The sequence below is a fragment of the Paractinoplanes ovalisporus genome, from assembly GCF_016834655.1.
GTDB classification, from domain to species: Bacteria; Actinomycetota; Actinomycetes; order Mycobacteriales; family Micromonosporaceae; genus Actinoplanes; species Actinoplanes ovalisporus.
Map to the genome: position 1 here is coordinate 261615 of NZ_JAENHP010000008.1, position 26735 is coordinate 288349.

The following is a 26735-nucleotide window of genomic DNA, read 5'->3' on the forward strand; positions in this document are numbered from 1 at the left end:
GACGCAACAAACAGGCCGCAAGGAAAACGCTCAACTGCCCCCACCCACCGCCGATCAATCGCGTCGGAGGTGCTTCATGGTGCGTTTCGGCAAGATCCTTGACCGCGTACGACGCGGCGTGGACATCGCCATGATCTTCGCGTCGCTGATGGTTCTGGCCTGGCCGCTGCTCTTCGAGCCGCTCACCCACAACGGCAGCAGCATGTGGACCTGGGGACTGTCGCTCGGCGCGGTCGTGCTGATCGGCGCCGGCGTGGCCAAGCTGGCCGAACGCTGGCCGCTGGCTCAGTACGCCCCGGTCTCGGCGGCAGTCGTCACGGCAGCCGTGCGGACCATGATGGGCGACTCCGGTCGCGAGCTGATCTGGCTCATCCTGATCGTCACCGGCATCATCCTGATCCGCCAGTTCCTGGGCTCGCACACCAACGAGGGCCTGATGCGCGACCTCACCCGGCAGCGCGCGATCCTGGCCCGCCAGGCCTTCCGCGACCCGCTGACCGGTCTCGGCAACCGCGCGATGTTCATGGACCACGCCCGGGACGCCCTCGACGACGCCGACGAGACGACCACCGCGGTGATCCTGTTCGACCTCGACGGTTTCAAGGGCATCAACGACACGTACGGCCACGCGGCCGGCGACGAGCTGCTGAAGATCACCGCCGAGCGGCTGAACGCGAACGTCCGCGCCAACGACACGGTCTCGCGGCTCGGCGGCGACGAGTTCGTGGTGCTGCTCCCCCGCCTGGCCGACGACGAGATCGCCGACACGGTCGCCACCCGGATCCTGCGCGACCTGCAGCAGCCGGTCGCCGTCGACGATCTGGTGCTGACCGCGCGGGCCAGCGCCGGCATCTCGATCGCCCGCGGCGGCGAGCACGATGTGGACTCGCTGCTGCGCGAGGCCGACGAGGCGCTCTACCACGCCAAGGACGACGGCAAGGGCGTCGTCCGGCGGTTCGACCCGTCCCGCTTCGCCGAGACCGCGCAGCGCCGTAAGGACGAGAACGACCTGCGCCGCGCGCTCGCCGAGTGCCAGTTCGAGGTGCACTACCAGCCGATCGTCGACCTGCAGGGCAACTACACGGTCGGCGTCGAGGCCCTGGTCCGCTGGCGGCACCCGTTGCGCGGCCTGCTCTCGCCGGGCGACTTCATCGACCTCACCGAGTCGCTCGGCCTCATGCACCGCCTCGGCCTGTGGGTGCTGCGCGAGGCCTGTGTGCAGGCGGTCCAGTGGCAGCGCGAGCACCCGGGCTTCAAGCTCAACGTCAACCTGTCGGCCACCCAGCTGGCCAGCCCCGAGCTGACCGACGAGATCCGCACCGTGCTCACCGACACCGGCATGCCGGCCGACCTGCTCGTGCTCGAACTGACCGAGTCGGCCGCCCTGACCGACCTGACCGAGTCGGCCCGCGTGCTCGACTCGCTCAAGAGTCTCGGCGTCCGCATCGCGCTGGACGACTTCGGCACCGGCTTCTCGTCGCTGAGCCACCTGGGTGCGCTGCCGGTCGACGTGGTGAAGATCGACAAGTCGTTCGTGCAGGCCATGCAGGAGACGACGGCCAACGGTTCGGTGGCCGAGGCGGTGCTCCACATCGCCCGGACGTTCAACCTCTCCCCGGTCGCCGAGGGCGTCGAGGACGAGGTGCAGGCCGAGATGCTGCGCGAGCTGGCCTGCACCCAGGCCCAGGGTTACCACTTCGCCAAGCCGATGCCGGCCTCCGAGCTGACCGGCCTGCTGACCCGACAGACGACAAAGGTGCTCCAGCGGCGGTAAAGCAAGACCAGCGGTGCTACAGCGGCGGTAGGTCCAGATCGGTCTCGAGCCGATCACCCAGGGCCACTCTCTCCAGCACGGGGTGTCCTTCCCCGTACGCCTTGGTGAGCGCGGCCGAGACCTGATGCCGCGCCTCGTCGTCACCGCCGGCGAGCACCGCGTTCCAGGCGCAGGCCAGCGTGTCGGGGTGTTCGACGCCGCGGATCAGGCGGGACCGCTGCCACGTGTCGGTCGCGATCTGCTGGCCCTCCTGCCGGTCGCCCACCCCGAACAGGTCCGTCGCGTATCCGTTGGCGCAGCTCATCGTGAACGGGTGGTCGGGGCCGACGCTGCGCCGCAGACCGCCCAGCGCCTCCTCGTCGATGTGGCGGGCCTCGGCGTACCGCCCGGTCGCTCGCACCACCCCGGCCAGCGAGGCCGACGCCGCGAGCGTGAACGGGTGATCGTCACCGAGCACCGAGTGGTAGCGGCCCACCGCACGTTCGAGCAGCTCGTGGGCCCGATCAAAATCTTCCGCTTCCCGTACGGCGTTGGCCAGCGAGACAACCGCCGCCAGCGTCTCCACGTGCAGGTCGCCGAAGCGGCGCCGGGTGAGCTCGACGACCGACTCGGCCAGCGGCACGGCCGAGGGCTGCCCCCGGCGGCGGGTCGCCATCGCGGCGAAGCGGGCGGCCCAGAGCGCGAACGGATGGTCCTCCCCCACTGACCCGGACCGCACCACCGCCACCTCGGCCGCGGCCGCGTAGTCGCCCAGCCCGAACAGGTCGAACGCCAGCTCGGCCCGCGACGACAGGATCTCGGGGTGCCCCTCGGCGAAGATCGCCTGCCGGTGCCGCAGAGTCTGCTCGTCGAGGGTGCGGGCGCCTCGGAAGTCGCCGAGCAGCCGCAGGTCGGCGGCGAGGTTGTTGGCGCAGCGCAGCGCGGTCGGGAAGCTCTCGCCGAACAACCGGCGGTAGCGCACCAGGTTGTCCGCGTCGAGCTGGCGGGCCTGGCCGAAGTGGCCGCGGATGCGCAGGTCGGCCCCGACGCTGTTGGCCGTGGCCAGCGTCGACTCGTCGTCGCCGCCCAGCACGTCGCGCTGGGACCGCAGCGTGCTCGCGTTCAGCTCCCGCGCCTCGGCCGTGCGGCCCACCGCCCGCAGCGCGTTGGCCAGGTGGAACGAGGCGAGCAGGGTCTGCGTGTCGGTCTCGCCGAGCGAGTCGCGCCAGCGGGTCACGGCCGCCCCGGCCAGGTCGCGGCTGGAGTCGTAGTCGCCGCGGGCGAAGTGGTAGCGCACGCAGTTGACGACCAGCTGGCGGATCTCTTCGGCGCCGGCGCCGAGCACGTCGGAGTGGATCAGGTGCGGGGTCAGCTCGGCGTAGCGCGCGCGGGTGGCCGGGTCGTCCGGGTCGCCGGGGTCGGCGGCGGCGAGCATGGCCCGCACCGTGCCGAGCAGCGCGGCGTGCCGCTCGGAGCTGAGTTCCTGGCCCAGCATGCCGCGCACCAGCGGATGCACCAGCAGATGGTCGCCGGGTGGGTCGAGCTCGGCCAGGCCGTAGCGTCCGATCAGGCGCAGCGCCGCCTTGAGCCGCCGTTCGATGCGCACGGTCGGCGCGAGCTCGGGCGGCAGGGCCAGGGTGCGGGCGCCCCAGAGCAGCCGCCACGACACCGGTGCGCTGCCCAGGAAGGCACAGAGTTCCAGTAGCTCGAACGCGGCCGGCGAAACCGTCTTCAGCTCGTCGGCGGCCAGACCCCACGCCACCCGTACGGGGGTGGGGAAGGCCAGCTCGCCCGAGCGCGCGTCGTAGCGGGTCAGGTAGTCGTCGACCGACCGGCCGGTGGCGGCGCGCACGGCGGCGGCCAGTTCGAGGGCCATCGGGACGTCGCCCAAGCGCTCGGCCAGCCGGTCGGCCTCGGCCACCGGAAGCTCCGGGGCGCGCCGGCGCAGCAGGTCGACGCTGTCGGCCCGGTCGAACACGCCGACCGGCATCGTCTGGGCCACTTCGGACGACCAGCGCGGGTTGCGGCTGGTCACCAGCACGTGGCCGGCGCCGCTGGGCAGATAGGGCTTGATGTCTTCGGGGCGGTTGGCGTCGGTGAAGACGACCAGCCAGTTGCGGTAGGGCTCGCCACGGCTCAGCGCGTCGCGGACGGCGGCCAGGGTGCGGTTGATGTCGCCCGACTCGGGCAGGCCGAGCCGGTGGGCGAGTCCGATCAGCGCGGACCGGGTGCCCGCCGGCTGCTCGGCCGGGATCCACCAGACCAAGTCGTAGGTTTCCGCATAGCGGTACGCGTATTCGGCCGCCAGCTGGGTACGTCCGGTGCCGCCGAGCGGGTGTTCTTCGCTGGGCAGCAGCACCACCGGACCCGTCTCGAGCCCGGAGCGAAGCTGGACGAGCAGATCTTCACGCCCGACAAAACGGGTGTTGCGCGGCGGCAGACCGCCCAGGACCGGCACGCCACGCTCCTCACGTGTTTGGTGATGCCGATTACCGTACGTGGAAGCATCGCCACAGTGGAAGAAGGAAGACGTTGCCCGACGAGTTCGTGACGAGCCTCGACCGCTCCGGCGAGACCGCGACCGTGGCGTTGCGGGGCGAGGTCGACGTGCTCACCGTCGACCAGGTCCGCGCCGCGCTGTCCGACGCGCTCGCGACCCGGCCGCGCGAGATCGTCGTCGACCTGAGCGACCTCGTCTTCATCGACTCCACCGGCCTGGGCGCGCTCATCTTCGGTTTTCAGCGCGCCCGCGATTCCGGAGTCCGGTTCCGGCTGTCCGGCGCGACCGCTCCGGTGAAACAGATCCTGATGCTGAGCGGCCTGCTCGAGGTCGTGGAGCTCACGCCTTAGCGGGCTGCCCGACCAGACCGATCCCCGGGGCGACCGGCTTGAGCCGCTTGCCCGCGAACAGCATCAGGCTGAGCACGCTGGCCAGAATCGCCAGGGCGCCGGCGCCGTACCAGGCCCACGTGTACGCCCCCAGCTGATCGCGGACCAGCCCGGCCGCGGTGGCGGCGGCGGCCGCGCCGAACTGGTGCGAGGCGAAGACCCAGCCGAAGACCACCGCGCCGCGCTCGCCGAAGTACTCCCGGCAGAGCGTGACCGTCGGCGGCACCGTCGCCACCCAGTCGAGCCCGTAGAACAGGATGAACACCAGCATGCTGGGGTGCGCGGTGGCGGCGAACAGCGACGGCAGGATCAGCAGCGACAGCCCGCGCAGGAAGTAGTAGGCGCCGAGCAGGATCCGGCTGTCGACCCGGTCGGTCAGCCAGCCCGACGCGATCGTGCCCACGATGTCGAACAGGCCGACCAGCGCCAGCAGTGAGGCGGCGGTGGTCTCGGTCATCCCGTGGTCGTGCGCGGCCGGGATGAAGTGGGTGCCGACCAGGCCGTTGGTGGTCGCCCCGCAGATCGCGAACCCGCCCGCGAGCAGCCAGAACGGCCGGGTCCGGGCCGCGTCGCGCAGGGCCGTCAGGGCGGTGCGGGCAGCGCCGGCGGGCGCGATCGGCTTCGGCTCCTCGTACTGGCCGCCGAAGGCTCCCAGCCCCAGCTCGGAGGGGTGGTCGCGCAGCCGCCACCAGACCAGCGGGACGACCAGCAGGGCGGCGCCGGTGACGGTCAGCGCGGCGGTCCGCCAGCCCGAGTTCTCGGTGAGCGTGGCCAGCACCGGCAGGAAGACCAGGTTGCCGGCCGCGCCGCCGGCCGTGAGCACGCCGGTGACCAGGCCCCGGTGCTTGACGAACCAGCGGCCGGTGATGGTGGCGACGAAGCCGAGGGCCATCGAGCCGGTGCCCAGGCCGACCAGCACACCCCAGAGCAGGATGAGCTGCCAGCTCGACTGCATGAACACGGTCAGGCCGGAGCCGGTGGCGACCAGCAGCAGGGCGACCATCACCACGCGGCGGATGCCGAACCGCTCCATCAGGGCCGCCGCGAACGGTGCGGTGAGGCCGTAGAGCAGCAGGTTGACCGAGACGGCGGCCGAGATCGTGCCCAGCGACCAGCCGAACTCGTCGTGCAGGGGCCGGATCATGACGGACGGGGTGGCGCGGAACCCGGCCGCGCCGACCAGGGCGACGAACGCGACGACGGCCACCAGCCAGGCGGGATGGATGCGGAACTTGGTCACGTACAGATTCTGCGAATCATCGGCCGGTCAGGCGAGTGGCCGGGAGGCCATCATGCGCAAGAATCGGGCCATGCCTCACACGATTGCCGTTCTTGTCCTGGACGGACTCGTCGCCTTCGATCTCGGCACCGCGTGCCAGGTCTTCCGCGCGGCCCGCGACGCCGACCGCACCATGCTCTACGACGTGCTGGTCTGCGGCACCGGCCCGGTGCGCAGCACGGCCGGCTTCACGGTCACCCCCGACCACGATCTGAGCGTGCTGGAGCGGGCCGACACGGTGGTCGTGCCGGGAGTTGATGCCGGGAGCACCGTGACCGATGGGACGCTGCGGGAAGACGTACGGGAAGCGCTCGTGAATGCCTCCGCCCGGGGTGCGCGGATCGTCTCCATCTGCACCGGCGCCTCGGTTCTCGCCGCGGCGGGACTGCTGGACGGACGCCCGGCCGCCACCCATTGGCTGTGGGGCAACCGCATCGGCCGGCTCTATCCCCGGGTGCACTGGAACCTCGACGTGCTCTTCGTCGACGACGGCGACGTGCTGACCTCGGCCGGAGTGGGCGCCGGGGTCGACCTCGGCCTGCACATCGTGCGCAACGACCACGGTTCCGAGGTCGCCAACCGAGCCGCCCGCCGCTGTGTGCTGCCGCCCTGGCGCGACGGCGGTCAGGCCCAGTTCATCGAGCGGCCGGTCCCGCATTCCGACGGCACCGGCACCGCGCCGACCCGTGCCTGGACGCTCGACCGGCTGGCCGACCCGGTGAGCCTGGAAGAAATGGCCGAGCACGCCCGGATGAGCGTACGCACGTTCACCCGGCGTTTCCGCGAAGAGACCGGCACCAGCCCCCGGCAGTGGCTCCTGCGTCAGCGCATCGCGCATGCTCAGCTTCTGCTGGAGTCGACCGATCTGGGTGTGGAGACGGTGGCCCGGCGCTCGGGTCTGGGCAGCGCGACGGCATTGCGCCAGCACCTGCAGGCGACGATCGGGGTGGCGCCCTCGGCCTACCGCCGCACGTTCCGGCAGCCGGTGCGATCCGCGTCATAATCACGCGAATCTCAGCTTTCCGCCCAGACGCCCGATAGGTATAGGCAAGCACGGTTTTGCCGAGACCAAGGACGTCATGGACCAGACCTTCCGCCCGCTGCTCGACGCCCTCAAGCAGATCGGGATCGATCCGCAGGCCGTGGACTCGGCCGCGGGGGAAGCGCAGCGCAGCGGCCGATCCGTGCGCGCGGTCCTGATCAACGACCAGGTCGTCACCGAGGAGCAGCTGACCCAGGCGGCCGCCCTCGCGTTCGGCATCAACACCGTCGACCTGGTCAGCTTCACCCCCGACCCGGCCGCGCTCAAGAAGATCCCGCTCTCGGTCGTGCTGCGCCACCGCGTGCTGGGAATCTCGATGGCCGACGGCGAGCTGGTCGTCGGCGTCACCGACCCCGGCGACGTGGTCGCGCTCGACGACGTGCGGGCCGCCACCGGCATGACCGTCCGGCCGGTCGTGGTCGCCCGCAGCGAGGTCCGCCGGATCATCGAGAAGCTGCAGCGCGAGTCGAGCGACCTGGGCGACATGGTCGACGAGGAGGCCGAGTCCCAGAGCGGGATGGCCGCCCAGGCCACCAGCGCCGACGACGCGCCGATCGTGCGCTACGTCAACAGCCTGATCGAGCAGGCTGTCATGAACCGCGCCTCCGACCTGCACCTCGAGCCGACCGAGGACGACATGCGGGTGCGTTACCGCATCGACGGCGTGCTGCACGAGGTCGACCTGGTGCCGCGGGGCGTCATGGCCGCCCTCACCTCCCGCATCAAGATCATGTCGGGCGTCGACATCACCGAGAAGCGGGTGCCGCAGAACGGCCGCATCACCGCGCTCATCCGCGACCGCACGGTCGACCTGCGCACCGCCACGCTGCCCACCGTCTGGGGCGAGAAGCTGGTGCTCCGCGTGCTCGACACCGGCGGCATCGACCTCGACATGAACAAGCTCGGCTTCACCCAGCACAACCTCGACCGCTTCGCCGAGTCGTTCACCAAGCCGCACGGCATGGTGCTGGTCACCGGCCCGACCGGTTCCGGCAAGTCGACCACGCTCTATGCCACCCTGGGCCGGATCAGCAAGCCCGAGGTCAACGTGATCACCGTTGAGGACCCGGTCGAATACCGCCTCCGCGGCGTCAACCAGGTGCAGGTCAACGCGAAGGCCGGCCTGACGTTCGCGGCGGTGCTGCCGGCCATCCTGCGCTCCGACCCCGACGTCGTGCTGATCGGTGAGATCCGCGACGGCAACACCGCCCAGATCGCGGTCGAGGCGTCGCTCACCGGTCACCTCGTGCTCTCGACGCTGCACACCAACGACGCCCCGGGCGCGGTCACCCGTCTCACCGAGATGGGCATCGAGCCGTTCCTGGTCGGCTCGTCGCTCGACTGCGTGCTGGCCCAGCGGCTCTCCCGGCGCCTCTGCGACTGGTGCAAGGAGGCGTACCAGCCGACCGAGGAGGAGCTGGTCGGCGCGCGCTGGCCGTTCGAGGACCTGGCCGTGCCGGAGGCGCTCTACCGGCCGGTGGGCTGCCGCAACTGCGCCAACACGGGCTACCGGGGCCGGATCGCGCTGCACGAGGTCATGCCGATCTCGCCCGAGATCGAGGCGCTGACCATCCGCCGGGCCTCGGCCAACGAGATCCGCGAGGTGGCCCTCTACCAGGGGATGTACGAGCTGCGGGCGGACGGGCTGGCCAAGGCGTCGGGCGGGCTCACGTCCGTACGGGAAGTCTCGCGCGTCGCCATCTGAGCGCGCTCGCCCTGCGCGCTTCGGGGCGGCAAAACCCTACCGCGTACCCCGCGGGAGCGGCCGAAAACGCGGATACAGCCCCTAAAGCGGTCCTTCCGGGTGCCGAATCTAAGAGGCGTCACTGACGGACGAGCAGATTGCCGGTGGAGATGTATCAGACCGACCAGATGGTCCCCCAGCAGGCGGCGGCGCACGAGCCCGCCCCCGCGCCGGGCGACCTGGCCGTGCTCAACCAGATGCTCGTCACCCTCGTCGAGGCGAAGGGCTCCGACCTGCACCTGACCGTCGGCACCCCGCCGATGATCCGGGTCAACGGCTCGCTGCGCCCGATCCCCGGCTACGGCAACCTGAACTCGGCCGACACCGCGCTGCTGGCCCGCGCCGCCGTCTCGCCCGAGCAGTGGCAGACGTTCCAGGACTCGCAGGAGCTCGACTTCGCGCACAGCATCGTCGGCGTCTCCCGTTTCCGCGGCAACCTCTATGTGCAGCGCAACTCGTGCGGCGCGGTCTTCCGGGCCATCCCGCACGAGATCAAGCCGCTGGACGAGCTCGGCATGCCCGACTCGGTGGCCCGCTTCGCCCACCTGCCCCGCGGCCTGGTGCTGGTGACCGGCCCGACCGGTTCCGGCAAGACCACGACCCTGGCCTCGATCCTCGACCTGGCCAACCGCAGCCGGGCCGACCACATCATCACCATCGAGGACCCGATCGAGTTCCTGCACCCGCACAAGCGCAGCGTGGTCAACCAGCGCGAGGTCGGCACCGACACCGAGGACTTCGCCAGCGCGCTCAAGCACGCCCTGCGGCAGGACCCCGACATCATCCTGGTCGGCGAGCTGCGCGACCTCGAGACCACGGCGACCGCGCTGACCGCCGCCGAGACCGGTCACCTGGTGCTGGCGACGCTGCACACGCAGAGCGCCACGCAGACCATCGACCGCGTCATCGACATCTTCCCGCCGCACCAGCAGCTGCAGATCCGCGCCCAGCTGGCGGCGTCGCTGCAGGGGGTCATCACGCAGGCGCTGGCGCCCCGGGCCGACAACAAGGGCCGGGCCGTGGTCTGCGAGATCCTCACCGCCACCCCGGCCATCCGCAGCCTGATCCGCGAGGGCAAGTCGCACCAGATCCCCTCGTTCATGCAGGCCGGCGCGGGCGACGGCATGCTCGCGTTCGACCAGCACCTGGCCGAGAAGGTGCGGGAGCAGATCGTGACGCTGCAGGCCGCCCTGGAGATCTGCCACTCGCAGGAAGAGCTCAAGCGACTCGTGGGACGGATGTGAGCCGATGCCCGCCACCAAGGTCTATCGGTACAGCAGCATCGACGGCGCCGGTCATCGCACCAAGGGCACGGTCGAGGCGCCGAACGAGACCGCGGCCACCCATCTTCTGAAGACGCGCGGCGAGACACCGCTCGAACTCATCGAGGCCGGCAAGGGCCTCGACATGGAGATCAAGATCCCGGGCTTCGGCGGCCGGGTGAAGCTCAAGGATCTCGCCGTCTTCGCCCGCCAGTTCGCCACGATGACCGCGTCCGGCATGTCACTGCTGCGGTCGCTGGCGATCCTCGAGGAGCAGTGCAGCTCGGTCCCGCTCAAGAAGGCGCTGGGCGAGCTGCGCACCGAGGTGGCCGGCGGCGCCTCGCTGTCCGGCTCGATGGCCAAGCACGACCGCATCTTCCCGCGCCTGATGATCGCCATGGTCCGGGCCGGTGAGACCGGCGGTATGATCGACCGCGCTCTCGAGCAGATCGCGGACAGCCTGGAGAAGGACACCGAGCTCCGCGGCAAGATCAAAAGCGCGATGACCTACCCGGCGATCGTGCTCTCGTTCACCTTCGTGCTCATCGCCGCGGTGCTGATCTTCATCGTGCCCATCTTCGAGGGCATGTTCAAGAACCTCGGGGGCGAGCTCCCGGCGATCACCCAGTTCCTGGTCGACGCCAGCCACAACATGTGGTGGATCGGACCCCTGGTGCTGATCGTCGGCATCGGCGGGTCGATCGCCTACAAGCGGCAGCAACGCGCCAGCGAGGAATTCCGCTACAAGGTCGACAAGATCAAGGTGCGGCTGCCCGTCTTCGGCTCGCTCTTCCGCAAGCTGGCCATGAGCCGCTTCTCGCGCAACCTGGGCCTGCTGCTCAACGTCGGCGTGCCGGTGATGCAGGCGCTGACCGTGGTCGGCGAGACCACCGGCAACGAGGTCATCAACGCGGCCATGAAGGACGTCCAGGCCGCCGTCCGCGACGGCAACACGATGTCCTCGGCCCTGCGCAACCACCCGATCTTCCCGGCCATGGTCACGCAGATGATCGAAGTCGGCGAAGAATCCGGCCAAATCAGTCAGATGCTGGACAAGGTTGCCGATTTCTATGACAGGGAAGTCGACAGCGCTGCCGAATCCCTGACTGCCTCGATCGAACCGATCATGGTGCTCGTCATGGGTGCCGTGGTCGGCGGAATGGTGATCTGTCTGTACCTACCGATGTTCACCATCTACCAGAACATCCAGAGCAACTGACGCCCTGGAGCAGGCCGGACTCCCGCCGGCCGAACGGGCCCCCCGCCCGGAAAACAAAACCGCCCGTCCCCATATCCCTGATGCATGGAGGCACCCCCAATGCAGGAAACGATCAACCGGCTGCGGAACAACAAGGACGACGAGGGCTTCACGCTCATCGAGCTCCTCGTGGTCGTGGTCATCATCGGCGTGCTGGTCGCGATCGCCGTGCCGGTTTACCTCAACTACCGCAAGGGAGCGGCGGACAAGTCGGCGCAGTCCGACGTGCGCGGCGCGGTGAGCACGATCGAGCAGTACTACACCGACAACGGCAACTCGTACCCGAACACCTCGATGACCGAGAAGGACGCGAGCTTCAGCCTCTACGGCACCGCGGGCACCGCCAGCGCCGCCCCGGCCGGCTGGGTCACCCTGTCGGACAAGTCCAAGCTGACCTACCTGATCGGCACCCAGAGCGGCAGCGGCACCTCGCTGGCCACCTCGACCTACAAGGTCTGTGCGGTCAACGCCAACGGCAGCGGCAAGCTCTACGTCTACGACAGCGCCCTCGGCGGCTCGGTCAAGACGATCAACAACGGCAACATCACCACCTGCGCCTGACCCTGTGAACCGGGTGGCGCCCGACGGACGCCACCCGGTCTCGATCCATTGACCCGGGAGACGGAGGACCGTGATGCAGACCTTTCTGCTGATCGTGGTCGCCGTCCTCGGACTGGCCGTGGGCTCGTTCCTCAACGTGGTGATCTACCGGATCCCGCGCGACGAGTCGCTGGTCCACCCCGGCTCGCACTGCCCGGCCTGCGGCCACGCCGTTCGCCACCGCCACAACATCCCGGTGTTCGGCTGGCTGCTCCTGCGTGGCCGCTGCGCCGACTGCAAGACCCCGATCAGCGCCCGCTATCCGCTGGTCGAGGCCGGCACCGCCGTCCTGTTCGTCGCGGTGGCCGCGAAGTTCGGCTTCTCGTGGGAACTGCCGGCCTATCTCTACCTGGCGGCGATCTCGGTCGCCCTGGGCGCGATCGACCTCGACGTCATGCGGCTCCCCGACAAGATCGTCCTACCCTCGTACGCGGTAGCCCTGGTCCTGCTCTCCCCCGCGGTGATCGCCGAGCGCAGCTGGTCGGCCGCCGGACGGGCCCTGCTCGCGGCCGTGGTGCTCTACGTCGGCTACTTCATCCTCGCTTCGCTGCCGCGCGGGATGGGCGGCGGCGACCTCAAGCTCTCCCCGATCATCGGCTTCTATCTGGGCTGGCTCGGCTGGAGCTCGGTCGCGATCGGCGCGTTCGCCGCGTTCCTGTTCGGCGGGGTCGTCGGCGCGGCCCTGATGCTGCTGCGCCGGGCCAACCGCAAGACCCGCATCCCCTTCGGTCCCTACATGCTCGCCGGCGCGTTCCTCGCGGTCTTCGCCGGCGCACCCATCGCGCAGTGGTACTCGTCGCTGCTCGTTCCCACCGTCTGACGTTCTCCCAGGAAGGAAACCGATGGCTGGCGTCACCCCGATCGGCCTGGACATCGGCACGTCCTCCATCCGTGCCGTCGAGGTCCGCCGCGGCAAGGACGACTACTCGTTGTCCAACTTCGGCCAGGTGCCCCTGCCGCCGGGCGCCGTGCACGGCGGTGTCGTGCAGGACCAGGTGATGGTCACCTCGGCGCTCAAGCAGCTCTGGGCGGCCTGCAAGTTCGGCACCAAGAACGTCAACATCGGCGTGACCAACCCCCAGCTGGTGGTCCGCGAGATGTCGGTGTCGAACCTGCCCGCCAAGGAGATGCGCCAGGCCCTGCCGTTCCAGGTCAAGGACGCGCTGCCGCTGGCCGTCGAGCGCTCGCTGCTGGACTTCTACCCGCTCGAGGACCCGGGCGACAACCCGACCGTCCGCGGGCTGCTCATCGCCATGCCCAAGGAGGCGGTGATGAGCGCGGTCGACGCCGTCGAGAAGGCCGGCCTGCACGTCAAGGGCGTCGACCTGGCGTCGTTCGCCCTGCTGCGCGCCGCCTCCCGGCTGGACGCCCAGGTCGAGGCGATCGTCGACATCGGGCTCGACGTGACCAGCGTCGTGGTGCACGCCGACGGCGAGCCGCTGATCGTGCGGACCGTGCCCCGCGGCGGCCAGGAGATCACCGACAGCATCGCGAACCGGCTCGGCGTCGCCCCGGCCGAGGCCGAGGAGCTCAAGTGCCGCTACGGCCTGCACGGCGACGGCCGGGACGAGGGTGCCGAGGCTGCCGAGGAGGCGGTCCGCCCGCTGGTCAGCGAGCTGCGCAGCTCGTTCACCTACCTGGCCTCGGGTGAGCGGCAGAAGCAGGTGACCCGGCTCGCGCTCTGCGGTGGCAGCGCGCTCATGCCCGGGCTGGCCGAGCACCTCCAGAACGAACTGCGGATCACCGTGATGTACGCCGACGGCGCCAGCCGTCTCAAGGACACCCGCAAGGGCCGCGAGCGCGGCTTCGACAGTTTCGTGCCCTCGGCCGCGGTGTCGATCGGCCTGACCCTGGGAGCGGCAGCCTGATGACCACGACCCAAACCGCCCTGATGCCGGTCGACCCGGCGATCTCACCCGCCCAGGCGTCGCGGGTGCTGACGATCCGGGCCAACCTGCTGCCCGACGAGATCAAGGCCGGCCGCAACGCCCGGCGCACCCGCAGCGGGCTGATCCTGGCCGTGATCGTGGTCGTGGCGGGGATGGCCGGCTGGTACTTCTACGCCGTCCAGCAGCTCAACACCGCGGACGAGAACCTGTCCACGGCTTCGGCCCAGGTCATCAAGGCGCAGAACGACAAGAAGGCGTACACCCAGGTCGTGACCGTGATCGGCGACCGGGACACCCTGACCGACGAGATGAAGACGCTGCTCGCCAACGACCTGCCGTGGTCGACCATGATGGACACGGTGCGGTCCAACGCCGAGGCGGCCGAGGTCACGGTCGACGAGCTCGGCGCGACCGTCCTGACCGACAGCGCCGCCGCCGCGACGGCCACCACCGCCGGCGCGACCGGCCAGGCCGCCGCGTCGACCCGGGTTGTCGCCACCCTGACGATCGCCGGCAAGGGGCCGACCAAGAAGGAGGTCGCGGCCTACATCGACCGGCTGGCCAACCTCAAGGGCGTCGCCGACCCGTACGTGACGTCGATCGGCACCAACGAGACGGGCGACGTCAGCTACGCCATCACCGCGAAGATCACCTCGGCTGCCCTCTGCGGCCGCTTCACCACCCCCTGCAGCGGCTCCGGAGGAAACTGATGGACGTACGGCGTACCGACCGGATCTGGCTCATCGGCGGGATCGTGGCGATCGTCATCATCGTGGCGGCCGCGTGGCTGCTCGCCATCTCGCCCAAGTTCGCCGAGGCCGACTCCGTGCAGGCCGAGGCCGACGACACGAGCATCCAGCTGACCCGCCTCAAGAAGGAGGTGTCCGCGCTCAAGGAGCAGAACGCGAAGAAGGCCACCTACCAGGCCCAGCTCGACAAGCTCGTCACCAACGTCCCCGAGACGTACGGGATGCCGGTCTTCCTGCGCTCGCTGCAGGACTCGGGCACGGCGGTCGACGTGAAGGTCACCGACCTGTCCGTCGGCACCGCCCTGAAGTCGGACACGGTCAACTCGGCCGTCGAGCTGCCGCTGTCCCTGAACGCGTCGGGCAGCATCGAGAACATCGGCAAGTTCCTGGTGCGGCTCCAGCAGACGCAGAGCCGGGCCGTGCTGATCGACACGGTCAGCATCACCAGCGACGCCGGCGACTCCACCGACGCCACGGCCGCCGCCGACGCCATCACCGCGAACCTCACCCTGACGGCGTTCTGCACGACCTCGGACCTCGCCGACAGCGCGAAGACCGACCGTACGGACGTCTGTTCGGCCAGCTGACCGAGTTGCCCGGGTGAACCGCGGCGGGTGGGACGACACTCCATTGTCACCCTGAGTACGCTGCCCGTATGTCATACGCGGTCCCACCGACCCGTACCGCAGCGGTCGTCCGCCAGCTGCGCAACGAGATCGTCACCGGCGAGCTGCCCCCGGGCACGCTCATCAAGGACGCCGAGCTCGCGGCGCGCCTGGGTGTCAGCATCACCCCCGTACGCGAAGCGATCGCCCAGCTCAGCGTCGAGGGCCTGATCGACATCGCGCCCAACCGCACCCGGCACGTCACCAAGGTCACCCAGAAGAACGCGCTCGAACTCATAGACGTCATGAGCGTGCTGGCCTGCGCCGGGTTCGAGTGGGGGGTCGACAACCTCACCGACACGCACATCGGGCTGCTGCGCCAGCGCCAGAAGGAGTTCATCGACGCGCTGGCCGCCGGCAACGTGCTCGCCGCGGGTGCGGCCGGTGCCGACTTCAGCACGATCATCATCCTGGCCAGCGGAAACCGTGAGCTGCAGTCCATGGTGGACCTGGTGGTGGCGCGCACCATGCGGATACTCGCGATGACCGCCGAGAGCGACCTCTGGAACAGCTGGATCGAGGGCCACGACGCCATCATCCGGCTGCTCGAGGAGGGCGACCGCAAGGGTGCGCTGGCCCGCTACCGGCAGATCTACGTCGACTACCGCCTCCAGGTCGAGCGCGAGCTCTTCGTCGATCAGTGAGCGGTCTTTAAGATCTCGCTCACCGCGTCGATCGCCGGTCGGCGCACGGCGAACCGGGTGATCCCCCAGCGGTTCTCCACGTCGCGCATCTTGGCCCGGATCTCGTCCAGCGTGCCGGCGAAGACGTACGGGCAGGTGGCCACCGCCTGCTCGTCCTCGCCGACCTCTTGCGCGTACGCGGCGTAGGCGGCCCCGGCATCGTCGGTGACCTCGAACCGCTGCACCAGCGCCTCGGCCGGCTTGCCGCCGCAGAGCTCGACCTGAGCGTCGACCTGGTCGCGGCGCCAGCGGGTCTCGTGCTGGTGCCCGTCCTCCAGCGTGCGGCCCAGGCCCGACAGCCCGATCAGGTCGGCGTTGCGGGACGCCCAGCTCAGCAGCCGGGAATTGCCGCCACCGATCAGCAAAGGCACCTTTTCCTGTACGGGGCGTGGCTGCTCCATGCCCTCACCGGCCAGCATCCGCACGGCCGCCTCGGCGACGGCGATGCAGTGGTCGATCCGGCCCCGCACGTCGGGCCGCACCCGGCCGACCGCCGCCCACTCGGCCGGGGTGTGACCGGCGCCCAGGCCCAGCACGGCCCGGCCGTCCGAGACGAGGTCGAGCGTGGCGACGTCCGAGGCCAGCAGCATCGGCTCGCGCACGCCGGCGTTCGAGACGTACGAGCCCAGGCGGATCCGTGAGGTCACCGCGGCCGCCGCGGCCAGAGCGACGAACGGGGCGGTGGTCGATCCCGGGTGGTCGGCGAGGTAGAGCGACTCGAAGCCGATCTCCTCGGCCCGGCGGGCGGCGTCGAGCCAGCTCGCGGCCGACTCGGGCTTGGACTGGAGCGCGAAGGTCACCATCCGCCGATCCTCGCCCTGGCCTTTCCGTTCTGCCCAGACCTTTTCGCGGCCGGCGAATTCGCAACCTCTCCCCTTTTCGCGCTCGACGCATTCCCAACCTCCCGCTTTTTCGCGCCCGGCGCATTCGCAACCTCTCCGCAACCGTGATCTTCCTCGCGTTGTCACCGGCCGGGCCGATGGGCGGATCGTGACCCCCCATCTGGTCCTCGTCGCCGAGGACGACCCCGACATCCGCGACCTGCTGACCGTGACCCTGGAGTCCGCCGGCTTCCGGGCCGTGGCGGCCAAGGACGGGCACACCGCGGCCCGCATCCTCACCGTCGCCCGCCCGGTCGGGCTGATCACCGACGTGCGGATGCCGGCCCTCAACGGCATGGAGCTGTGCCAGCTCGCCCGCCGTGACCCGGCCATCCGGGACACCGCGATCCTGATGATCTCGTCGCACACCCACACGTTCGACATCGACGCCGGCCTGCACTCGGGCGCCGACCGCTACCTGCCGAAACCGCTGTCACCGCGGCGGCTGGTGGGCGAACTGCGCGAGGTCATCACCGAACGCGGCCTGGCCGCCCACTGAACCACCCGCCGTACGGGGCCCCGCCGCCCACTGAACCTCTCGCCGTGCGCGGCCTCGCCGCCCACTGAACCTCTCGCCGTACGCGTCATCGCCGCCCACTGAACCACCAGCACCGCTCAGCCGTTTCCGAACCAGGAGGTAGACCGACATGACCGCGCTTCTCGCCGCCCCGCCGATGGACACCGACGCTTTCACCCGCGCGCTCACCTCCGGGCCGATCACGGCGCCGGTGCCGCCCAGCGTCCTCATCGCCGACGACGATGACGACGTGCGCGACGTCATCGAGTTCCGCCTGCAGGTCGCCGGCTATCGCACGATGACCGCGGACAACGGTCAGTCGGCGCTCAGCCTGGCCATCGAGCGCCGCCCTCGCGTGATCATCCTGGACGTCACCATGCCACGGATCGACGGCCTGACCGTCTGCAACCGCCTGCACGCGAGCCCGGCCACGGCCGAGATCCCGGTGCTCATGATCAGCGGCAACGGCCGCCCGGACGACCTCGAGCTGGGCTACGAGGCCGGCGCCGACGACTACCTGCCCAAGCCGTTCAGCACGCACGAGATGATGCGCCGGGTCAGCTGGCTGCTGCTCTCCGCCGGGCGGTGACCCCGGGGCCTAAACCAGGGGCGGCTTCTGCCGAACGTCACTGCGTGTCTCCCCTGCTGCGCACGCTCGGTTTCGCCGCGCTGTACGTGATCGCCACGTACGCGGGCCGGCTGACCGTGCTCGACCAGACCAACCTGAGCCTGGTCTGGCCCGCCGCGGGTGTGCTGGCCGTCTGGTTCGCCGGGCGGCCCCGGTCCCGGCGGGGCTGGGGCCGCGGCTGGGGCTGGGCCGACCCGGCGGCCCTGGTCGCGATCACCTTCGCCGTCAACATGGCGACCGGCGCCGGCGCCACCATGGCGGGCTTCTTCTCGGCCGCGAACCTCGCTCAGGCGTACGCGCTGGTCTGGCTCCTGCACCGCTGGCTGCCCACGCTCTGGCAGCCGGGTGGCCTGCGCATCGGCCGGCTCCCGCAGCTCTGGCGCTTCCTGCTGGCCGCGCTGCTCAGCAGCGTCGTCGGCGCGGTGGTCGGCGCGGCCGGGCTGTGGCTGGTCCATGGCGTGCACTCGCCCGAGTCCACGGCCGTCTGGATGGCCCGCAACACGGTCGGCGTCGTGGTCGTCGGTCTGGCCCTCCGCCTGCTGCTGCACCCTGGCCGGTTCTGGGCCGACTGGAAGGCGCTGGGTGCCCGCTGGCGCATCGAGCACATCGGGGTGACCGCCGCCTCCGCGCTGGCCTACCTGCTGGTCTTCGGGATCACGCACGGCCTGCCGGTGGCGTTCACGCTGATCACCCTGACCGTCTGGGCCGGCGTGCGGCTGCGCACCACGTACGTGGTCCTGCACTCGCTCGCCTTCGGCACGGTCACCATCCTCTTCACGCTCAACGGCACCGGCCCGTTCGCGGCCATCGCGTCGCACCCGCTGCGCGCCCTGGTGGCGCAGATCTTCGTGGCCACCCTCGCGGTGGTCGGGCTCGTGCTCGCCCTGGGCCGTGACGAACGCGACGCGCTGGTCAGCCGGCTGCGCGCCTCGGAGGAGGCGGCGGTCGAACAGGCCACCACCATGGCCACGATCATCGACTCGATGCAGGAGGGCCTCGTCGTCATCGACGACCAGGGCCGCCACCGCCTGGTCAACGCGGCGGCGCGGCGTCTGATCGGTGTCTCCCGCGGCACCGATCAGGTGGCCGAGGCCGGCTTCTACGGCCTGTCCCACGCCGACGGCTCGCCGCTGGCCGACGGCGACAGCCCGCACCAGCGGATCCTGGCCGGGTCGTTCGAGCCCACCGACCTGCTGGTGCGCAACGTGGCCAACCCGGGCGGACGGATCATCCACGTCAACGGGAGCGTCCTGCCGAACAGCCACGAGGCGCTGCTCGTGTTCCATGACGTGACCGCCGACCGCCGGCACCGCGACGAGCTGACCTCGTTCGCCGGGGTGGTGGCGCACGACCTGATGAACCCGCTCGCCACCATCGAGGGCTGGTCGGAGGTGCTGGCGGGCGAGGTCGACGAGGAGAACGACTTCGCCGTCGACAGCGTGGTCCGGATCCGGCGTGCCGCCGAACGCATGCGCAGCCTGATCGACGGCCTGCTCGCGTACACCACCGCCCGCGACGCCGGCCTCGACCCGGCGCCGGTCGACCTGGACGCGATCGTGCGGGACATCGCCACCGGCCGGCTCGACCACGCGGCGAGCACGGGCGCCCCGATGCCGCGCTTCGACCTCGAGGACCTGACGCTGGTACGGGCCGACCCGACCCTGACCCGTCAGCTGCTGGAGAACCTGATCGGCAACGCGATCAAATACACGGCGCCGGGGGTGGTGCCGCAGATCGTGATCCGGGCCAAGGTGGCCGGGGACGGGTTCGTCCGGATCTCGGTGTCGGACAACGGCATCGGCATCCCGCAGGGCCAGCACGAGGCGATCTTCCAGAACTTCCACCGGGCGCACGTGCGGGAGGGTTATGCCGGGACCGGCCTGGGCCTGGCCATCTGCAAGCGGATCGTCGAGCGGCACGGCGGGACGATCACGGCGTCGTCCGGTGATTCGGGAGGCTCACAGATGACCTTCACGCTGCCCGTGTCTGTCTAATTCAGACATTTCCGTACGGCGGTGGCGTACGCGGGATCACTCGTCGCGTCACCGACCGCCCGGTAGCGGGCACCCGCATAACCCCAGCCGCCGCGGGCGCCGGTCGTGGACGCCACCTGGTAGAGCTTGCGGCCGTCCTTGCAGTCGAGGGCCGGCACGAGCTGCACCCCGCCGCCGGCGCCGGCGCAGGTGCCGTCGAACCCCTTGGCGATCAGCTGTCCGTTCCGGAAGACGCCGGCGCAGGCCACCAGCTCGGCCTTCTTCACCGGCTCGGGCTGCTCGGCCTCGGCCTTCCTGACCGGCAGGAAAACGCCCTGGTCGGCGCAGGCCGACTCGAGCCCGACGACCTGGCTGACCAGCGGCTGCGCATAGAGCAGGGCCTCGGTCGCGTCCTGGTCCTCCATCTGCGACATACGCCAGACGATGTCCATCATCCGGGTGCCGTGCTCGCGGATGTCGTCGTGGCGCGAGCCGGCGAACACCTGCCGGGCCCGGCGGTACTGGTCCTCGGTCAGCGGTTCACCCTCGGCCGGATCGGTGCGGAAGGTCGTTGATCCGCCGCGCATCGCCTCGCAGGCCTCCACACCGGAGTCCGAGACGATCATCCCGCGGTCGTACGCCGTCCAGACCCCGCCACCGAGCACCAGAAGAGCCGCGACCAGCACGACGTACGGCCACCGGGGTGCCCGCTTGGCCGGACTCTCCTGACTCATCGATGCCCCCAACGCCGTCAACCGCCGGGATTCGGCCGCATGGACACCCAACGACAACCACCGACGCCGCGCATTGGCCCGTTCGGTCCATTCATGACTGCCGATCATCGACCGCCACCCCCTCAGGTTCAGGAGGGGACGAAACCTAAAGAACGGCCGTGATCCGTCGATTTCTCTGATAGGGCCCGATATCGGCGGTCGGTGCCGGCGTTCGGGTCGTTGGCGTCGTAGGTGCTGGAGGCAGTCTTGGAGGCGAAGGATCCGCCCGCCCGCGATGCCGGTGTGACGCTGGTCGAGGTCATGGTCGCGATGGGGGTCACCTCGGTCGTGATGGCGATGGTGACCACCGCCGTGGTGCAGATGTACCGCTTCACCAACCGCAACGAGGTGCTCTCGAACGAGATGGTCCAGTTGCAGACCACGTTCCAGCAGCTCGACCGGTCGGTGCGGTACGCGTACGCGATCAGTCAGCCCAGCACGGCCGCCACGACCAGCGGCGGATGGTACGTGGAGTGGACCTCGATCACCGGCACCACGCAGTTCTGCAACCAGTTGCGGCTGAACACCACCTCGGGTGTGATGCAGCAGCGTCGGCGGCCCGACGGCGGGTCGCTCAGCGCCTGGGTGACGGTCGCCTCCTCGCTCGGCGCGACCCAGCCGTTCACGTTGCAGCCGGCCAGCACGAGCGGCTACCCCCACCAGCGCCTCATCGTCGACGTCACGGTCGGCGCCCCGAGCACGTCGTCGCAGGCCCCGCGCCGCTCCACCTTCTCGTTCACCGCCCTCAACTCGACGCTGACGACCGTCAGCACGGGGGTCTGCTCGGATATGGGGCGGCCGTGACTCTTTTTGCTCGTGACCGCGGCCGTTCCGACGACGGCTCGATGCCGCTGGCCATGCTCGTGGTGGTCGTCGGGCTGGCCCTGACGATCCTGACCGCCCTCTCCATCACTCGCGGCGAGGTCGACACCCGCGCGGCGGTCAGCCGTACGACCGCATTGCAGTCCGCCCGCACCGGGCTGGCCAGCGGTCTCGCCTCGTTGCGGGCAGCCGTCGGGGTCGGCAACGCGGGCCTGCTCACGGCCCTTCCCTGCTCGACCGGTGCGGCCCAGCTGACCGGCACCGCCACCGCCAAAGCGGGCACCTACGCCACGACCGTCTGGTATCTCAAGACCGACCCGGGCCAGCAGGACGAGACCTGGGTGCGGGCCAACGGCGTCACCTGCGCCACCGCGATGCTGGAGATCCCGCGCTACGCCCGCGTGTACTCCGAGGGCACCTCGTCGGACGGCAAGTACAAGCGCACCCTGGTCGGCACCTACCAGTTCCGGCTGCGCGCGGCCGGCAACATGCCCGGCGGGCAGATCCGGGTCTACCGCGTCCCGTCGGCCACCCAGGACTACTGCCTCACCGCCAACACCCCCGCCGTCGGCATGCCGCTGACCATGTCGGTGTGCGCGACCAACGCCGACGGCACCACGGTCGACAAGCAGAAGTTCGGCTACATGTCGGACATCACGATCAAGCTGATGACGTCGAACACGTCGCTCTACCCCAACGGCCTGTGCGCCCAGGCCGGCGCCATCGAGGCGGTCGGGCAACGCGTCGAGCTGCGCGAGTGCGGGCTCACCACGCTGGCCTACCAGCAGTGGAGCTTCGACTCGGCCAGCAACCTGCGCGGCACCACGGACGGGCGCAACCTCAACGCCTTCTGCTGGAACATCGTCGCGTCGACCCAGCAGATCGTCCTCAACAACACCAGCGGCAACCTGAACAACGATTCCAGTCGCAAATGCGGCCTGACCACGACCGACTACCAGTCGTGGAACATCACCGCCGACGCCGGCTCGGGCGCGGCCGGCCCCGATTCGGGCCAGCTGGTCAACTTCCGCCAGTTCGGCAAGTGCATGGACTACAACTACGGCCAGAACCCCGGCCGGAACTGGGCGTTCCCGTGCAAGCAGTCGCCCAACATCGCGTTCCGCGACATGAGCCAGGTCTGGAACCAGGTGTGGAACCTGCCCGGAACCGGCGAGAAGGGCCTGGTCTCGGTGACCAAGACCGACAATGTGACGAAGATGTGCCTGCAGGCGCCGGTCGGCGGTCAGACGCGGGTCACGGTCGCCACCTGCCCCACGGTCGCCGCCACGGCCTCGGCCGACTTCGTCTGGCTGATCCGGGGCGACAAGGCGCCCACCTACGACGAGAAGTACCGCATCGAGGGAACCGGCGCGTGGGCCGGCCAGTGCCTGGCTCCCCTGCCCGCGGCGGGCAACCCGGTGCAGGCCGACTGGATCGGCCTGACCGCGTGCACCGGCGACTACCTGCAGAAGTGGAACGCCGTCCCGCCGGTCAGCACCTCCGGCCTGACCGGGGTGGTCGAGAAATGACCCGCCGCGTTTACAAGGACGACGGCTTCACGCTCCTGGAGACGATGGTCGCCCTGGCCATCGTGGGCACGGTCATGGCCGCCCTGTCCCTGTTCTTCATCCGCACCTCGACCGTCCAGCACCGCCAGGCCGACACGCAGGTCGCCGCCCAGATCGCGGCCAACTCGCTCGACTTCGTCAGCCAGTTGCCCGGCGAGAACGTGCTGCTGGGCCGCACCCAGGCCGCGGTCCAGTCCCAGTGGCAGGCCCCCGGCACAAGCGTCTACCTGGACTCCACCCGGACGGACCTGACGCAGGCGTTCGACACCACCTCGCCCGCGTCCACCCTGCAGGGCCTGCCCACGGCCCCCGAGACCATCCAGCTGACCGACGACACCCCGGCCTACCAGCGCTGGTGGTACGTAGGCCGCTGCTGGCAGGCCAAGACCGGCGGCGACTGCACGGTGGTCTCGACGCTGCTACGGCCCACCCGCATCGAGATGTTCCGCATCGTCGTAGCCATCACGTGGACGGCCCCCGACTGCGCCAACCGCCAGTGCTCTTACGTGACCACAATGCTGGCCGAGTCATCCCTGGACGACCCCATCTGGTGAGCACCTAAGCCCCGGGCGCGGCCCTCACGCCCCCACCCACTGACCGTGACCGACCGCACCGTGGGGTTTCCGGGGGCTCGGCCCCCGGAGCAGACATGACGAGGGGCCTGGGTCCGCGCATTCCGCGGACACAGACCCCTGCCTCTGGTGGAGCTGAGGGGACTCGAACCCCTGACCCCCACACTGCCAGTGTGGTGCGCTACCAGCTGCGCCACAGCCCCTTGCCGTCCCCGGTTCACCCGGGCACGGAGGAAATACTACACACCTCTTGGCGGCCGCCGAAGGGACCCCCTCAGTTCACCGCTGCCCCGATGCGGCCACGGGCCACCTGCCCCTACCTCGCCGACGCCCGGACGGCGCCGCGGCCGTCAGTTCAGGGCGGGGTCGGGTGGGAAGTGGGCCACCGCGGCCAGGATGTCGCCCTGGCGGCGCAGCACCATGGCCCACAAGTCGTCGGGGCGGGTCATGAACGGGTCGCCGGGGAGGGCGTCGAGCAGGAACCAGGAGCCGGAGGCGATCTCGTCTTCCAGCTGGCCCGCGGACCAGCCGGAATAGCCCGCGAACACGCGGATGCCGGACACGCTCTCGCGCAGGCGCTCGGGGTCGGCGGACAGGTCGACCGTGCCGACCGCGCCGGAGACCTGGTGGAAGCCGGAGACCCGCTTCTTGACCTCGGGGCGGGTGCGCGCCAGGCAGATCGCGGACTCGGGCTGCACGGGGCCGCCCTCGAAGAGCACGGCGGGATCGCCGGCCAGCTCGCCCCAGCCGCCCAGCACGTCGGCGACCGGCACCTCGGTGGCACGGTTCAGCACCACGCCGAGTGCCCCGCCCGTCTCGTGAGCGACGAGCAACACGACCGTACGGTCGAAATTTGGATCTTTGAGGGTTGGTGTCGCCACCAGGAGCCGGCCGGTCATCGACTCCATCGACCGGCCTCCGATCCGCTGGCCCTCGCTATACATACGCCGTCCCCAGCAACGCCATGCATCGCACATTAGCCCGAGATTCCGGCCCCCGATAAGGTCTGCCCATGAACCCAGCGGCCGAGATCGGCGTCATCGGCGGATCGGGGCTCTACGCCCTCCTCGACGGCGCAGTCGAGCACGAGGTGTCCACGCCCTACGGTGCGCCCTCCGATCCGATCACTGTCGCCCAGGTGGGTGACCGCCGCGTGGCCTTCCTGCCACGCCACGGACGCGACCACCGCTACCCGCCTCACAAGATCCCCTACCAGGCCAATCTCTGGGCGCTGCGCGCTCTGGGCGTACGCCAGGTGGTGGCGCCGTGTGCGGTCGGTGGGCTGCGGCCCGAGCTCGGTCCGGGCACGTTCGTGGTCCCCGACCAGCTGATCGACCGTACGAGCGGCCGCGCGCAGACCTACTACGACACCGGCGCCATCCACGTGAACTTCGCCGATCCCTACTGCCCCGACGGCCGCCGCGCGGTGCTGGCCGCGGCCGGGCCGGTCGATCCGGTCGACGGCGGCACGATGGTCGTGGTCGAGGGGCCGCGCTTCTCGACCCGCGCCGAGTCCCGGTGGTTCACCTCGATCGGCGGCACGATCGTCAACATGACCGGCCACCCCGAGGCGGTGCTGGCCCGCGAGCTCGGCCTCTGCTACACGTCGATCGCCCTGGTCACCGACCTGGACGCGGGCGTCGAGGGCGATCACGGCGTCACCATGGAGGAGGTCTTCCGGGTGTTCGCCGACAACACCGAGCGGCTCCGGGGTGTGCTGCTCGACGCGGTGACCCGGCTGCCGGCCGAGCGCACCTGCCCGTGCGCCACCGCTCTCGACGGCCTGAAGCTGCCCATCGAGCTGCCGTAAAAAGCGCTCGATCCACGCCGCCCGGTCCCGCTACCGTCCGGGCATGGACGATCCGGACGGCTACTTCGGAGAAGACGTCGCTCAGACCTACGACGACGCGACCGGCGGCGAGTTCGACCCCGCGGTCATTTCCCGTACGGCCGAGGTGCTGGCCGACCTCAGCGGCGGCTCCGCGCTCGAGTTCGCCATCGGCACCGGCCGCATCGCGGTTCCGCTGGCCGAGCGTGGCGTCGAGGTGCACGGCATCGACATGTCCCGCGCCATGGTCGCCCGTCTGAGGGACAAGAATCCCGCCATCGGGGTCACCATCGGCGACTTCTCGGCCACACGGGTCGACGGCAAGTTCGACCTGGTCTACCTCGTCTTCAACACGATCATGAACGTGACCACGCAGGACGCGCAGGTGGACTGCTTCGTCAACGCCGCCGCCCATCTGCGTCCGGGCGGCCGGTTCCTGGTCGAGGTCATGATCCCCGAGCTGCGGAAGCTGCCGGCCGGTCAGACCGTGGTGCCGTTCACGGTGACGCCGACGCGGTGGGGCTTCGACAGCTACGAGGTGGCCACGCAGGCGATGGCGTCGAACTACGCCACCTTCCGCTCCGAGGGGCGGGGCGAGTTCTGGTCGGTGCCGTTCCGCTATCTGTGGCCGGCCGAGATGGACCTGATGGCGCGGATCGCGGGCCTGCGCCCCGAGCATCGCTGGGATTCGTGGGAGCGGACGCCGTTCACCAACGAGAGCAGCAAGATCATCGCCACCTGGGTCAAGCCATGACCTCGTCCAGATAGTTTCCGAGGCGCCGCACCATCTCGTCGGCGTCGAGGTGGCCGGCGAGCACGTGCACGGTCAGCCCGTCGACCACGGCGTGCAGGCAGCGCGCGGTCGCCTCGACGTCGCCGTCCGGTGTCAGGTGCGGGGCGAGCTGCCGACAGAGGTCGTACATCTGGGCGAAGTGTCTTTTCTGCACCGCGGCCAGCGCCGGATCGCCGAGGCCGAGCGCGAGGAACGAGAAGGCAATCGTCGCCTCGGCGTGTCGGCGCTCGTCCACGGGCATGGTCTCCAACAAGACCGCCAAGACCGCTTCCCGTACGCCGTCAGGAGTGTCCATGCCGGTGATGCGCTCGGTGACCTGGTCGATGACCTGCTCGCAGGCGAAGGCCAGCAGCTCGCCGCGGGTCGCGAAGTAGTGCCGCAGCGCGCCCGAGGACCAGCCCGACTCGGCGGCGACGGACCGGATCGACACCTCGGCCACCCCGTCGCGCGCGATGACCCGCCCGACCGCGGCGGCCAGTTCCCGGCGACGCGCTTCGTGATCGACAACTTTTGGCACACCCGATTGTCGCACGGTCGTGTTACAAAGGTTATGACACGACCGTGCGA

26 protein-coding genes and 1 tRNA gene are annotated in these 26735 nt (G+C 70.1%); 20 read left to right on the top strand and 7 right to left on the bottom strand.

Annotation, left to right across the window (positions count from 1 at the left end):
* Positions 1-76: 76 nt before the first annotated feature.
* Positions 77-1774 (top strand): putative bifunctional diguanylate cyclase/phosphodiesterase, encoded by a 1698-nt coding sequence (locus JIG36_RS25425; protein ID WP_203378909.1) that lies wholly within the window; start codon positions 77-79, stop codon positions 1772-1774.
* Between the two features lie 16 nt (positions 1775-1790).
* Here JIG36_RS25425 and fxsT read toward each other — a convergent pair whose 3' ends face one another.
* A complete protein-coding gene (gene fxsT / locus JIG36_RS25430) occupies positions 1791-4211 on the bottom strand; it encodes an FxSxx-COOH system tetratricopeptide repeat protein (protein ID WP_203378910.1) in 2421 nt (806 codons plus the stop codon).
* 74 nt (positions 4212-4285) lie between these two features.
* Between fxsT and JIG36_RS25435 the strand changes: the two genes are divergently transcribed.
* Positions 4286-4603: an STAS domain-containing protein gene (locus tag JIG36_RS25435; protein ID WP_203378911.1), complete on the top strand. Its 318-nt coding sequence runs from the start codon at positions 4286-4288 to the stop codon at positions 4601-4603.
* Here JIG36_RS25435 and JIG36_RS25440 read toward each other — a convergent pair.
* On the bottom strand, positions 4593-5882 hold the full coding sequence (locus JIG36_RS25440; protein ID WP_203378912.1) for an MFS transporter: 1290 nt from the start codon (positions 5880-5882) through the stop codon (positions 4593-4595). The genes JIG36_RS25435 and JIG36_RS25440 overlap by 11 nt on opposite strands.
* A gap of 52 nt (positions 5883-5934) precedes the next feature.
* On the opposite strand from JIG36_RS25440, the gene JIG36_RS25445 reads away from it, so the two are divergent.
* The 10 genes from JIG36_RS25445 (at position 5935) to JIG36_RS25490 (ending at position 15774) form a co-directional block, all read left to right on the top strand.
* A complete protein-coding gene (locus JIG36_RS25445; protein ID WP_203378913.1) occupies positions 5935-6924 on the top strand; it encodes a GlxA family transcriptional regulator in 990 nt (329 codons plus the stop codon).
* Positions 6925-7000: 76 nt separating this feature from the next.
* On the top strand, positions 7001-8668 hold the full coding sequence (locus JIG36_RS25450) for a GspE/PulE family protein (RefSeq protein ID WP_203378914.1): 1668 nt from the start codon (positions 7001-7003) through the stop codon (positions 8666-8668).
* Between the two features lie 149 nt (positions 8669-8817).
* On the top strand, positions 8818-9951 hold the full coding sequence (locus JIG36_RS25455; protein WP_203379007.1) for a type IV pilus twitching motility protein PilT: 1134 nt from the start codon (positions 8818-8820) through the stop codon (positions 9949-9951).
* 4 nt (positions 9952-9955) lie between these two features.
* Complete coding sequence (locus tag JIG36_RS25460; protein ID WP_203378915.1) at positions 9956-11188, top strand: type II secretion system F family protein; 1233 nt, start codon at positions 9956-9958, stop codon at positions 11186-11188.
* Positions 11189-11272: 84 nt separating this feature from the next.
* Positions 11273-11788 (top strand): type II secretion system protein, encoded by a 516-nt coding sequence (locus tag JIG36_RS25465; RefSeq protein ID WP_236048211.1) that lies wholly within the window; start codon positions 11273-11275, stop codon positions 11786-11788.
* 73 nt (positions 11789-11861) lie between these two features.
* Positions 11862-12647, top strand: coding sequence for a prepilin peptidase (locus tag JIG36_RS25470; protein WP_236048212.1), 786 nt, complete (start codon positions 11862-11864; stop codon positions 12645-12647).
* 22 nt (positions 12648-12669) lie between these two features.
* On the top strand, positions 12670-13695 hold the full coding sequence (pilM, locus tag JIG36_RS25475; RefSeq protein ID WP_203378917.1) for a type IV pilus assembly protein PilM: 1026 nt from the start codon (positions 12670-12672) through the stop codon (positions 13693-13695).
* The gene (locus tag JIG36_RS25480; RefSeq protein WP_203378918.1) at positions 13695-14426 is read left to right on the top strand and encodes a hypothetical protein; all 732 of its coding nucleotides are present in this window, start codon (positions 13695-13697) and stop codon (positions 14424-14426) included. The genes pilM and JIG36_RS25480 overlap by 1 nt, the downstream gene beginning before the upstream one ends.
* Positions 14426-15052 carry a type 4a pilus biogenesis protein PilO gene (locus JIG36_RS25485; protein ID WP_203378919.1) on the top strand — a complete coding sequence of 209 codons (627 nt, stop codon included), beginning with the start codon at positions 14426-14428 and terminating at the stop codon, positions 15050-15052. Before JIG36_RS25480 ends, JIG36_RS25485 begins: the two co-directional genes overlap by 1 nt.
* 68 nt (positions 15053-15120) lie before the next feature.
* On the top strand, positions 15121-15774 hold the full coding sequence (locus JIG36_RS25490; protein WP_203378920.1) for a GntR family transcriptional regulator: 654 nt from the start codon (positions 15121-15123) through the stop codon (positions 15772-15774).
* On the opposite strand, the gene JIG36_RS25495 is transcribed toward JIG36_RS25490, so the two are convergent.
* On the bottom strand, positions 15768-16616 hold the full coding sequence (locus JIG36_RS25495; RefSeq protein ID WP_203378921.1) for an LLM class flavin-dependent oxidoreductase: 849 nt from the start codon (positions 16614-16616) through the stop codon (positions 15768-15770). The genes JIG36_RS25490 and JIG36_RS25495 overlap by 7 nt on opposite strands.
* 187 nt (positions 16617-16803) lie before the next feature.
* On the opposite strand from JIG36_RS25495, the gene JIG36_RS25500 reads away from it, so the two are divergent.
* The 3 genes from JIG36_RS25500 (at position 16804) to JIG36_RS25510 (ending at position 19833) form a co-directional block, all read left to right on the top strand.
* On the top strand, positions 16804-17193 hold the full coding sequence (locus tag JIG36_RS25500) for a response regulator (RefSeq protein ID WP_203378922.1): 390 nt from the start codon (positions 16804-16806) through the stop codon (positions 17191-17193).
* 148 nt (positions 17194-17341) lie between these two features.
* Positions 17342-17800 carry a response regulator gene (locus JIG36_RS25505; protein WP_203378923.1) on the top strand — a complete coding sequence of 153 codons (459 nt, stop codon included), beginning with the start codon at positions 17342-17344 and terminating at the stop codon, positions 17798-17800.
* Between the two features lie 44 nt (positions 17801-17844).
* On the top strand, positions 17845-19833 hold the full coding sequence (locus JIG36_RS25510; protein WP_203378924.1) for a sensor histidine kinase: 1989 nt from the start codon (positions 17845-17847) through the stop codon (positions 19831-19833).
* On the opposite strand, the gene JIG36_RS25515 is transcribed toward JIG36_RS25510, so the two are convergent.
* Positions 19830-20546, bottom strand: a complete 717-nt coding sequence (locus JIG36_RS25515) for a hypothetical protein (RefSeq protein WP_203378925.1) — start codon at positions 20544-20546, stop codon at positions 19830-19832. The two genes, JIG36_RS25510 and JIG36_RS25515, sit on opposite strands and share 4 nt — an antisense overlap.
* Positions 20547-20792: 246 nt before the next feature.
* Here JIG36_RS25515 and JIG36_RS25520 point away from each other — a divergent pair, with 246 nt between their 5' ends.
* The 3 genes from JIG36_RS25520 to JIG36_RS25530 are packed head-to-tail and all read left to right on the top strand — an operon-like array spanning position 20793 to position 23529.
* Positions 20793-21389: a prepilin-type N-terminal cleavage/methylation domain-containing protein gene (locus JIG36_RS25520; RefSeq protein WP_236048213.1), complete on the top strand. Its 597-nt coding sequence runs from the start codon at positions 20793-20795 to the stop codon at positions 21387-21389.
* On the top strand, positions 21386-22936 hold the full coding sequence (locus JIG36_RS25525) for an RICIN domain-containing protein (RefSeq protein WP_203378927.1): 1551 nt from the start codon (positions 21386-21388) through the stop codon (positions 22934-22936). The genes JIG36_RS25520 and JIG36_RS25525 overlap by 4 nt, the downstream gene beginning before the upstream one ends.
* Positions 22933-23529 (top strand): type II secretion system protein, encoded by a 597-nt coding sequence (locus JIG36_RS25530; protein WP_203378928.1) that lies wholly within the window; start codon positions 22933-22935, stop codon positions 23527-23529. The genes JIG36_RS25525 and JIG36_RS25530 overlap by 4 nt, the downstream gene beginning before the upstream one ends.
* Positions 23530-23674: 145 nt before the next feature.
* Here JIG36_RS25530 and JIG36_RS25535 read toward each other — a convergent pair.
* Both JIG36_RS25535 and JIG36_RS25540 read right to left on the bottom strand, forming a co-directional pair.
* A tRNA-Ala gene (locus JIG36_RS25535) sits at positions 23675-23750 on the bottom strand.
* A 147-nt stretch (positions 23751-23897) separates the two neighbouring features.
* Positions 23898-24491: a YqgE/AlgH family protein gene (locus tag JIG36_RS25540; RefSeq protein WP_203378929.1), complete on the bottom strand. Its 594-nt coding sequence runs from the start codon at positions 24489-24491 to the stop codon at positions 23898-23900.
* Between the two features lie 68 nt (positions 24492-24559).
* Between JIG36_RS25540 and JIG36_RS25545 the strand changes: the two genes are divergently transcribed.
* The gene (locus JIG36_RS25545; protein WP_203378930.1) at positions 24560-25357 is read left to right on the top strand and encodes an S-methyl-5'-thioadenosine phosphorylase; all 798 of its coding nucleotides are present in this window, start codon (positions 24560-24562) and stop codon (positions 25355-25357) included.
* A 43-nt stretch (positions 25358-25400) separates the two neighbouring features.
* Positions 25401-26129: a class I SAM-dependent DNA methyltransferase gene (locus tag JIG36_RS25550; protein ID WP_203378931.1), complete on the top strand. Its 729-nt coding sequence runs from the start codon at positions 25401-25403 to the stop codon at positions 26127-26129.
* Here JIG36_RS25550 and JIG36_RS25555 read toward each other — a convergent pair.
* The gene (locus JIG36_RS25555) at positions 26119-26685 is read right to left on the bottom strand and encodes a TetR/AcrR family transcriptional regulator (protein ID WP_203378932.1); all 567 of its coding nucleotides are present in this window, start codon (positions 26683-26685) and stop codon (positions 26119-26121) included. The genes JIG36_RS25550 and JIG36_RS25555 overlap by 11 nt on opposite strands.
* Positions 26686-26735 lie beyond the last annotated feature (50 nt).